This is a genomic window from Kribbella sp. (assembly GCF_035687465.1).
Taxonomy (GTDB): Bacteria; Actinomycetota; Actinomycetes; order Propionibacteriales; family Kribbellaceae; genus Kribbella.
This window is the reverse complement of the sequence record NZ_DASRXP010000408.1, coordinates 1-9424: the sequence shown is the minus strand read 5'-3', so window position 1 is coordinate 9424 and position 9424 is coordinate 1. Positions and strand designations below refer to the sequence as shown.

At 67.6% G+C, this 9424-nt stretch carries 9 protein-coding genes; 2 read left to right on the top strand and 7 right to left on the bottom strand.

The window, feature by feature from the left end; translation table 11 throughout:
* The coding region (locus VFG33_RS21185) for an ABC transporter ATP-binding protein (RefSeq protein WP_325054649.1) at positions 1-854 on the top strand (854 nt) is incomplete at its 5' end.
* Positions 844-1689, top strand: a complete 846-nt coding sequence (locus VFG33_RS21180; RefSeq protein WP_325054648.1) for an ABC transporter permease — start codon at positions 844-846, stop codon at positions 1687-1689. The genes VFG33_RS21185 and VFG33_RS21180, both read left to right, overlap by 11 nt.
* Here VFG33_RS21180 and VFG33_RS21175 read toward each other — a convergent pair.
* From VFG33_RS21175 to VFG33_RS21145, 7 genes are all read right to left on the bottom strand, one after another.
* Entirely contained in the window at positions 1682-2956 is a 1275-nt protein-coding gene (locus tag VFG33_RS21175) for a glycoside hydrolase family 125 protein (protein WP_325054647.1), read from the bottom strand. The two genes, VFG33_RS21180 and VFG33_RS21175, sit on opposite strands and share 8 nt — an antisense overlap.
* 7 nt (positions 2957-2963) lie before the next feature.
* Positions 2964-4268, bottom strand: a complete 1305-nt coding sequence (locus VFG33_RS21170) for an ROK family transcriptional regulator (RefSeq protein WP_325054646.1) — start codon at positions 4266-4268, stop codon at positions 2964-2966.
* 30 nt (positions 4269-4298) lie between these two features.
* Entirely contained in the window at positions 4299-5900 is a 1602-nt protein-coding gene (locus VFG33_RS21165; protein ID WP_325054645.1) for an alpha-amylase family protein, read from the bottom strand.
* A 10-nt stretch (positions 5901-5910) separates the two neighbouring features.
* Positions 5911-6390 carry a cupin domain-containing protein gene (locus VFG33_RS21160; RefSeq protein WP_325054644.1) on the bottom strand — a complete coding sequence of 160 codons (480 nt, stop codon included), beginning with the start codon at positions 6388-6390 and terminating at the stop codon, positions 5911-5913.
* Positions 6391-6521: 131 nt separating this feature from the next.
* On the bottom strand, positions 6522-7562 hold the full coding sequence (locus tag VFG33_RS21155) for a hypothetical protein (RefSeq protein ID WP_325054643.1): 1041 nt from the start codon (positions 7560-7562) through the stop codon (positions 6522-6524).
* A gap of 47 nt (positions 7563-7609) precedes the next feature.
* The gene (locus tag VFG33_RS21150) at positions 7610-8800 is read right to left on the bottom strand and encodes a cysteine desulfurase-like protein (RefSeq protein ID WP_325054642.1); all 1191 of its coding nucleotides are present in this window, start codon (positions 8798-8800) and stop codon (positions 7610-7612) included.
* 67 nt (positions 8801-8867) lie between these two features.
* Positions 8868-9272: a winged helix-turn-helix transcriptional regulator gene (locus VFG33_RS21145; RefSeq protein ID WP_325054641.1), complete on the bottom strand. Its 405-nt coding sequence runs from the start codon at positions 9270-9272 to the stop codon at positions 8868-8870.
* Positions 9273-9424: the final 152 nt, after the last annotated feature.

Genomic DNA, 9424 nt, shown 5'->3' with positions numbered 1-9424 from the left:
TCGACGGTGTCGATCTGACGGTCCATCCCGGCGAGGTGTACGGCTTCCTCGGCCCGAACGGCGCCGGCAAGACCACCACGCTGCGGATCCTGACCGGCCTGATCGCGCCGACCAGCGGATCCGTCCGGGTCCTGGGCGGATCCCCGGGCCAGCCCCAGGTGATCGCCCGGACCGGTTCGATGATCGAGTCCCCGGCCTTCTACCCGTACCTGTCCGGCCTGGACAACCTGCGCGTCCTCGCCGAGTACGCCGAGGTGTCGCGCTCGCGGATCCAGGAAGTACTCCGGTTGGTGGATCTCGCCGATCGCGCGCGGGACCGCTTCTCGACGTACTCGCTGGGCATGAAGCAACGGCTGGGAGTCGCGGCGGCCCTGCTGAAGGATCCGGAACTGGTCATCCTGGACGAGCCGACCAACGGGCTCGACCCGGCCGGTATGCGCGACATGCGCCGGCTGATCCGCGAGCTCGGCGCCGACGGCCGGACCGTGCTGCTGTCCAGTCATCTACTCGGCGAGGTGCAGCAGATCTGCGACCGGGTCGGCATCATCAACGACGGCCGGATGGTTGCCGAGCACAACGTCGAGGAACTCCGCGGACAGCAGGAACTAGTGATCCGCGCAGCGCCGCTGGAGAGCGCTCGCTCGGTTCTGAACGGCGTGCTCGGACCCGATGCCGTGCACCTGTACGACGACACGCTGCGGGCGAAGGTGGCTCCGGACCGGGCGGCCGAGGTTAACCGCCTACTCGTCGAGGCCGGGATCGCGGTCTCCGAACTGCGCAACACCGAACGAGAGCTCGAGGACGTGTTCTTCGAGCTCACCACCTCGGAGGAGGAGAAGGCTCATGCTGGGTAGTTATCGCGCGGAGCTGCTCAAGCTCCGCAAACGATCAGCCGTTTGGGTGCTCTTCGGCGCCGGGCTCGTGCTGAGCCTGATCTTCGGCTACCTGCTGCCGTACCTCGGCTACGTCACCGGTGACGAGAATCCGCAGACCGACGGGATCCCACGATCCGAGGTGTTGCGCGGGCTGCTGCCAGAGCGGGTGATGGACAACACGATCGGCGGCTTCCCGGTGTTCGCGGGAGCGCTCGCTCTGGTTCTCGGCGCGATCGTGATCGGTGGCGAGTACACCTGGGGCACGCTCAAGACCATCCTGACCCAGCGTCCGGGACGCGGTGCCGTCCTGGCCGGCCAGCTCCTCGGCCTGTTGACGATGGTGGCCGTCTGGGTGCTCGGGATCTTCGTCGCCTCCGCACTGTGCAGCATCGGCATCGCGGCGACCGAGAGCGCACCGATGAACTGGCCCGGTCCGCTCGACCTGCTCGAGGGCTTGGCCGGCGGCTGGCTCGTGCTGACGATGTGGTGCCTGGCCGGTGCCGTCCTAGCTGTTGCCTTCCGCAACGTCGCGCTGCCGATCGGACTGGGGGTCGTCTGGATCCTCGGGATCGAGACACTCCTGGCCGGCGTGGTCAGCAGCCTGCTGCCGGATCTGGAGTTCCTCTCGGACGCGTTGCCCGGTGCCAACGCCGGCGCCCTGGTCTTCAGCGTCACCGGCATGCTGGCCACCGACGCCCCACCTGGCGTCCGCGACGCCGTCGGCGGAGAACGCGCTCTCCTGACGCTCCTCGGCTACGCCCTCGCGTTCGTCGCGCTGGCCCTCTACACGACCCGCCGCCGCGACATCACCTGAGGCCGGCGTGGGCGAGGGCCAGTTCGCAGAACATGGCGTTGGCCCAGGAGAACCACTCGCGGGTGTAGTTCGTCGGGTCGTCGCAGTGGAAGGACTCGTGCATCTGACCGGTACCGCCGGTGGTGTCGCGGAGGAGCTCGAGCAGGTGTTGCCGCTCCTCCGCGGAGGTGCTCGTGAGGCCCTGGACAGCCAGCGCGATCGGCCAGATGTGGGACGGCGGCGTGTGCGGGCTGCCGATACCTCCGGCACGCGAACCGAGGTAGTAGTAAGGATTCTCGGAGCTCAGTAGCAGCCGGCGGGTCGCCAGGTACGTCGGGTCGTCGGCTGCGGCGAATCCCGTCATCGGAATGGAAAGCAGACTCGGCATGTTCGCGTCATCCATCAGCAACCGCTCCCCCATCCCGTCCACCTCGTAGGCGAAGACCCGGCCGAAGCTGGCGTGCTCGACAGTCCCGTGCTCGGCGATCCCGTCGTCGATGCCGGCCTTCAGCTCCTTCGCCCGCGCGGCCAGCGATTCATCGCGGAGCACCTCCGCGGCGATCGCCTCGAGATAGCCGAGCACCACCGACGCGAACATGTTGCCGGGCACGTTGAACCCGTGCTCGGTGGCATCGTCGCTCGGCCGGAAAGCGCTCCACGACATACCGGTCGGTCGCGTCAACTGCCCGCGCCCGTCCCGCGTGAGCGTGTCCGATGCACGATCATCGTGCCGCTGGAACCGGTACTGCGAACGCGCCTCGTGGTCCTGCTCGATCGTCCAGAGCTCCAGGATCGCGGTTGCCGCCGTCCTGAACCGATCGTCGATCACGTCGTCCCGGCCGGTGATCCGCCAGAGCCGGTAGGCCAGCTCGATCGGGTAGCACAGCGAGTCGATCTCGTACTTGCGCTCCCACACCCACGGCGCCATCTCGGTCTCGTCGGTGGTGTGCCCGGCGCCGTTGGCCTCCCGGTTGAACGCATTCGCATAAGGATCGATCGCGATGTAGTCCAACTGCCGATGCAGTACGCCGATCAGCACGTCCTGCAGCGCCGGGTCCTCCTTGCACAGCACCAGGTACGGACGGAGCTGGGCAGCGGAGTCCCGCAACCACATGGCAGGAATGTCACCGGTCAAGACGAAGGTGGTGCCGTCCGGGAGACGTTCCGCGACCGCCGGTAGGTTCTCCGCCATCGACCGCTCGAACATCTCCGCGATCACCGGGTCGCCGGTCGCCCGCCGTACCTCGTCGGCGGCGCGGGCCAGGACCATGGGATCGATACCCGTCATCAACACATCACCTTTCAGCAGAGCCGATCTGAACTGCGGGGAGCACGTTGTCCGGCTGTCCGAGCAGGAGCACCGAAGGATTGGGCGAGAACGTGTGGTCGAGTACGAGGCTGGCCGCGCCGACAGCTCCGACGTCCGCACCGAGCGCCGTGCCCACCACGGCGAACGGGTGTACTGCACGGACCAGGAAGCGCTTCTGCAGCGCTGCCCGGACGGACTCGTCGAAGAAGGCTGCGAGCTGGTCCCAATGGGGTCCGCCGAACACCACCCGCTCCAGATCCAGCAGGTTGGCGATGTCCTCCACCACCTTGGCGACCCGCTCCGCCAAGGACACTACGATCTCCCGCGCCACGCCTGGCGCCTCGGCGGCCAGCGAGCACAGGTAGCCGAACGCGATATCGACCGCATGATGGTCGTCCAGGTCGATGCCCTTGGCAAACACTCCGGCCTGCACCGCCTGCTGGACCAGGTACCGCGGCTGGCTGGTCTCGCCGACGCATCCCCGGCGGCCGCAGAAACAGAGCGGACCGTCCGGGTCGACGATCACGTGGCCGATCTCGCCGACGTTGCTGGTCGCGCCGCGCACCACCTCGTCGCCGATGACCAGTCCGGCGCCGACACCGGTGCCCAAGTAGAAGAAGACGAAGCTGCCGCGTCCGTTCGGGCCACCGGCCCACTTCTCCGCGGAGGCGGCAGCGGTGACATCCTTGTCCAGCAGAACCGGCAGCCCGGTCAGCTCGCGCAACGCGTCGCGCACCGGCACCAGGTGCCATGCGGTCAGGTTGGGCGGATCGACGACGACTCCGCGCTCCACATCGATCGGGCCCGGTGCGGCGATCCCGACGCCGACCACCCGCTCCCTCGGGGCGCCCGCCTCGACGATGAGTTGCTCGACCGTCGCGGCGATGCCCGCGATCATCACGTCGGGATCCTCCGCCACCGCGGTGTCGGTCCGGCGGCGCGCGACCACCTGCCCGGTCAGGTCGAGCACGACCACTGTGACGACCGCCGGATCCAGGTGCACCCCCACGGCGTACTGGCCGGTGGGCTCCAGTTCGAGCAGGGTCCGTGGCTTGCCGAGGCCCGTGCCCTTCTGGCGGCCCGCCTCACGGACCAGGCCGGCATCGAGCAGGCGGCGGGTGATATTGGAGATGGCCTGGCCCGAGAGACCGGTTGCTGCCGCGATCTCGACCCGGCTGAGCCGTTGCTCCGCACACCGGATCGCGTCCAGCACCACGGTGTCGTTGAACCCGCCGACACGGTCCAGATTCGTACCCCGGCGCACCACAGCCGGCGGCTGCTCAGTGCTCACCACTCCCCCTGTCCTCGCTCCAGCGTCACCTCAGCCCGAGGCTGGGTCCGCACCCCATGGCAGCGACCAGTCGTAGCGCACAGTGCCGCTACCGGTTCGCCAGGCGTTCGGCGTGGTGTTGACCAGCCAGTCGAGCGGCTCGATTCCACCGTCGGCGGCATCACCACCACTGAGCGCCAACCGTATACCGTCGCTCAGATCCCGATCGGTCCGCTCCGTCCGCGCGGACGGGTCGACAGAAACGAAGAGAGCGCTCCCTGAGCGGGCCACCAGGTCCAGGAACTGGCGATTCAGCTGCCAGGGCGTCTGCGGCGTACAAGGCACGCAGTCCGCGTCGAGGGTGAAGAACTTGTGGTGCTGCGGTAACCGGAAGGCCAGCGAGTTGATCCCCATCTTCCGGGTCCGCTCCCAGTCCCGTCCGGAGGTGTCGTCGCCGGTCCGCTGAACGTCGACGAGGCCCGCGGCCAGGTGACCGACGGTGTTGCAGCCGATCATTACGACGTCATCCGCTGCCGCGCGGATCTCGCGGTACAGGTCGAGCACGATCTCGGCCGTGGTGCGGGTCGGATCGTGCAACTGCCAGCCGGAGTCGGTCAGCCGGGCACCCATCGCCGGGCCGAACCGCCCGAAGACGTCGTAGGTGCTGAAGTCGTGCTTGACCAGTTCGAAACCCCAGTCCTTGAAGCGCCGCAGATCCGAGCGGATCAGGTCCAGGACCTCCGGGTACGACGGATCCAGGGCGCGGCCAGGTCCGTCGGCGGTACCGGGGCGGCCCCAGGGACCGCTCTCTCGCGACAGCAACGGGCGGAACCACAGGCCGGGCCGTGCGCCGAGTGCCTTCACCGCGTCGGCGGTGCCGGCCATATCGTCGAAGAGCCCCGAGATACCGCTCTCCCAGGGGCCGCCGGAGCCGTTGCCGCCGGGGTTCCAGCCGTCGTCGACGACACTGAACGGCTTGACCGGATGACCGTCAGCCAGCTCGACGACCGTGGCAGCGTCCTGGAGAACGGCCTTCTCGTCGAAGCCCTCGCCGTACGCGTAGTACCAGTTGTTGGCGCCGACGACCGGTGTGGGTTCAGGGCGCGACGGTAGTCGGGAGCTCATGGCTGTGATGGCGACCTGCAGCGTTTGCCAGGGGGTGCCGGCGTCTACGAACTGCCGGACCACAGCAGCCTTGAGAGTGCGGCCGCCGAGCTGGGTCGGGCCGCCACCGTTGCGGAGATCGAGCCACAAGGTGACTCCGGTCAGGTCGACGGTCCACGAGCAGAACGCGCCTGGATGGACGTCGACACCCATACCGGTCGTCGTTCCCGTCTGCTGATCGTGTGCCAACCAGTACCACGGCAGCAGTCGCTCAGGTTGAAGATTCCGCCACTGCAGATCGCCGTACGAGCGCTCCCAGGCATCACCGAGGACGAGTGCCGCGGCACCCACCGGCTGATCCCACCTCAACACCACCCGGCATACCCCACCGACCGCGGCCACCCGCACCTCACCACCGCTCGCACTCTCTGCGGTCCAGTCGATCGTTACGCCTGCGGTTGTCCAGCCTTGGCTGGTTGGAGTTGCGGTGAGCAACGGGTCGGACGGGTCGATCTGGACGAAAACCTTGTTCGGTGCCTTCAGCGGCATCGGCGACCTTTCAGAGGGGGTCGGAAACTCCCAGCGGCGGACCGACGAACTCGACCCAGTTGGCGAGGCCGACGGCGGAGAGCTTTTCAGGCTCTACCGGTCCTGGCAGGAGGTCGGCGAACTGCTCGAAGAACCGCTCCACTCCCGAGGGGGTGGTGACGACGAACAATCGGCCCGGCGTCTCGCCGACGTTCTGGAAGTTGTGCGGTGTGCCCCGCGGTCCGAACGCGAGGCCGCCCTTCGACACCCGGAACAGCTCGTCACCCATCTTGAATCGGAAGTCCCCCTCGAGGACGTACCACAGCTCGTCCTCGCGAAGATGGGTATGCAGCGCGGGACCTGACTTCGGTGAGATCACCAGTTCCATCGCGGTCAGCGATCCGTTGGTATTTCCTGTGTGCGCCTTGATGTACACCGAGTCGGCTGTGGGTGTCTCCAGCGGTGTGCCCTCGTCGGCCTGCACGGCGAAGGGGGCAATGGGGTTGGTCATGCGAGGCCTCCTGTTCCGTCCCCCGCACGGGAGGAAACTGACCCCGCCCCGGGATGCAGCGAGGTACAGGTGGAGCATCCCACGACCCGGGCGCCATGGGTATCGGCCGAAGAGTAGCCAGCTCTCCTGGGTCAGTAGGTCTGGTAGTAGATGAGTTGGCCGGATTCGCCGGGGGCGGCGCCCTCGCTGGGGATGAAGAGCGTGATGACGAGGGCGGGAGCACCGTTCGGAGCACGGAGAGCGCTCGCTGCCGGGTTCGCGAAGGCGGTGCTGCCACCGTTGGTACGGATCGTGGTCTGGTCGGCGTTGCCCGTCTGGTAGTCGTAGACGAAGGTCCGCCAGGAACCGAAATCGCCCTTGGTGAACTGCCCCTCGATCAGCCCGAAGCTGTAGCCGCGGAACATCACCTGGTCGCGATCGCCGATATTGCCGCCCACTCCCCAATGCAGCAGGGCGTTGTCGAAGTTCGGCTGCGCCGCCGTGGTCCACGAGTTGAAGTTCGTCAGCCGGCCGCGTTGCTGACGGTCGCGGTCGCAGTTCCACCAGTAGTGGCCGCCGAGGTCGATCGTCGAGTGGTCGATATCGGGAGAGAGCGTGATCCCGTAGATGTTCGGCGTCCCCTCGGCGCAGGACGACAACGCGCGCGATGCGTCGAAGGACCTCGAGACGCTTCCGGCGAGCAGGTCGGCGCGGCTTGCGAAGTACCGGAAGGCGAGGTGGTTGTTGCCGCCGCCTGGTTGCTCCTGCTCCCAGGCGAGGACGAAGCCGCCGTTCGATGCCTGGGCGATGGTCGGCTGGGAGGCGGGGCCGGTGCCGCTGCCGGCGAGTTCGCGGACCCAGTGCCAGGTGAGCAGGTCGGTCGAGGTCGCGAGGTTGACCCGGAAGTGCCCGTCGGAGGCCATGTGATGGGAGACAGCCAGATAGCCGCCGGTGGTGTCCTGGATGATCTTCACCGTGTCCATCACGTGGCCGGCGTCGTCCCTGGTGTTGTACCGCTTGCCCGTCGCACCGCTGACGTTCTCGACGATTCCCCGCAGTTCCGCGCGCGCCGGATCCGATGGCGCTGCGACGCGGGTTGGTGCTGACGCCGGCGGGGAGCCGGCTGCAGTGGTGACGGTGGTTGCGGTCAGGAGTAGGACAGACACGGCGATGGTGGCGAATCTGGTCGGCATGGGGCGGGCCTCCTTGAGTCATCAGGAGGCTTCCCCCTCCGCGACCGTCAGGAACCTAGTCGTTCCACCGCCTCGACCAGGCGGTCGACGTCAGACTGGTTCGTGTACGGCGCCAGGCCGACCCGGACAGCTCCCGAATCACCCAGGCCGAGATGCCGCGACGCCTCGAGCGCGTAGAACGATCCGGCAGGCGCATTGACCCCGGACTTGGCGAGTTCGGCCGAAACGGCGGTCGATTCCCAGCCGGCGACCGAGAAGAGCAGAGTCGCCGTACGACGCTTCGCCCGGCCGTACAAGGTGATTCCGTCGATCGCCGCGAGCCGGGATTCCAGCTCCACCCGCAGCTCGTCCTCATAGTTCTCCAGCAACGCCAGAGAACTCAGCAAACGCTCTCTCCGGTTCTCCCCCGTGCCTCCCAGACCAGCGATGAAGTCGACCGCTGCGGTGGTGCCGGCAAGCTGTTCGTACGGCAACGTCCCGAACTCGAACCGCTCGGGCACCGCATCTGTTGCGGGGAGCAACTTGTCCGGATGGAGCTCCTCGAGCAGCGCCGGCGCGGCCGAGAGCACCCCACAGTGCGGCCCGAAGAACTTGTACGGCGAACACGCGTAGAAGTCCGCGTACGCCGCATCGACCGGAGTATGCGCGGTCAGGTGCACGCCATCGACGTACACGAGCGCTCCGGCATCGTGCACGAGCGACGCGATCGCGGGGACGTCCGGACGGGTACCGATCAGGTTCGAGGCGCCGGTCACCGCGACCAGCCGGGTGTGGGACGACAGCAGCGGAGTGATGTCGTCGAGTTCGGAGGTCGCCGGGTCGAACCCGAGCCAGCGGACCGTCGCGCCGACGGCATCGGCCGCCTGCACCCACGGCCGGACATTGGCGTCGTGATCCAGCCGGGTCACTACCACCTCGTCGCCGGGGCCCCACGACTTGGCGAGGGTCCGAGCGAAGTCGTACGTCAACTGGGTCATACTCCGACCGAGAACGATGCCGCCCGGTGAAGTCCCGAGCAGGTCCGCCATCGCCTGCCTCGCGCCGACCACGATCCCGTCCGCTCGCCGCTCGGCCACCGTCAACTGCCCACGATTGGCGAGCGCCGACACCATCGTCCGGGCCACGGCATCCGCCACCACCTGCGGCGTCTGCGACCCACCCGGCCCGTCGAAATGCGCCGCACCCTCACTCAGCGCCGGGAACTGCTTGCGAACAGCGTCCACCTCGAAGTCACCCATGCCGCCATCCTGCCCCGCCCCAACCCCCGCCCACCATCCACTGTCCACGAGCACCCGAGCTGGTGAGTCAGGTTCGGCGGGTGGGGGTTGGTTCTCTGGCGTCGTAGATCTGGCGGGACTGTTCGACCTTGTCCAGGTTCGAGGCGGCCCAGTCGGCGAGCGTTGCGAACAAGGGCGCCAGGCTGCGGCCGAACTCGCTGATCTCGTACTCCACCCGTGGCGGGACCTCCGCGTAGTACGTGCGCACGATGAGTCCGTCGCGTTCCAGTTGGCGGAGTCGCTGGGTCAGCACCTTCGGCGTGATTGTGGTGATCCGGCGTTCCAGCTCCACGAACCGCTGCTTGCCGTACTCGTTCAGCGCCCAAAGGATCGGCGTGGTCCAGCGGCTGAAGACGATGTCGACCACCGGTGCGATCGGACAAGCCTGCTCCGGATCGACCTCCCGAGCCGCCCGCACTGTGCCCTCAGTCACATCAAGCCCTCTTTCCCATTACTTTCCCCTAGGTACCTACTATGCCAGCGATAGTAGCGTCCCCCTCAGTCCACCAAGAACCGCAAAGACTGGGAGCAAACGTGAAGCGGCCGCTCACCGAGACGTTCCTCGACGAACCGCACATCGCCACC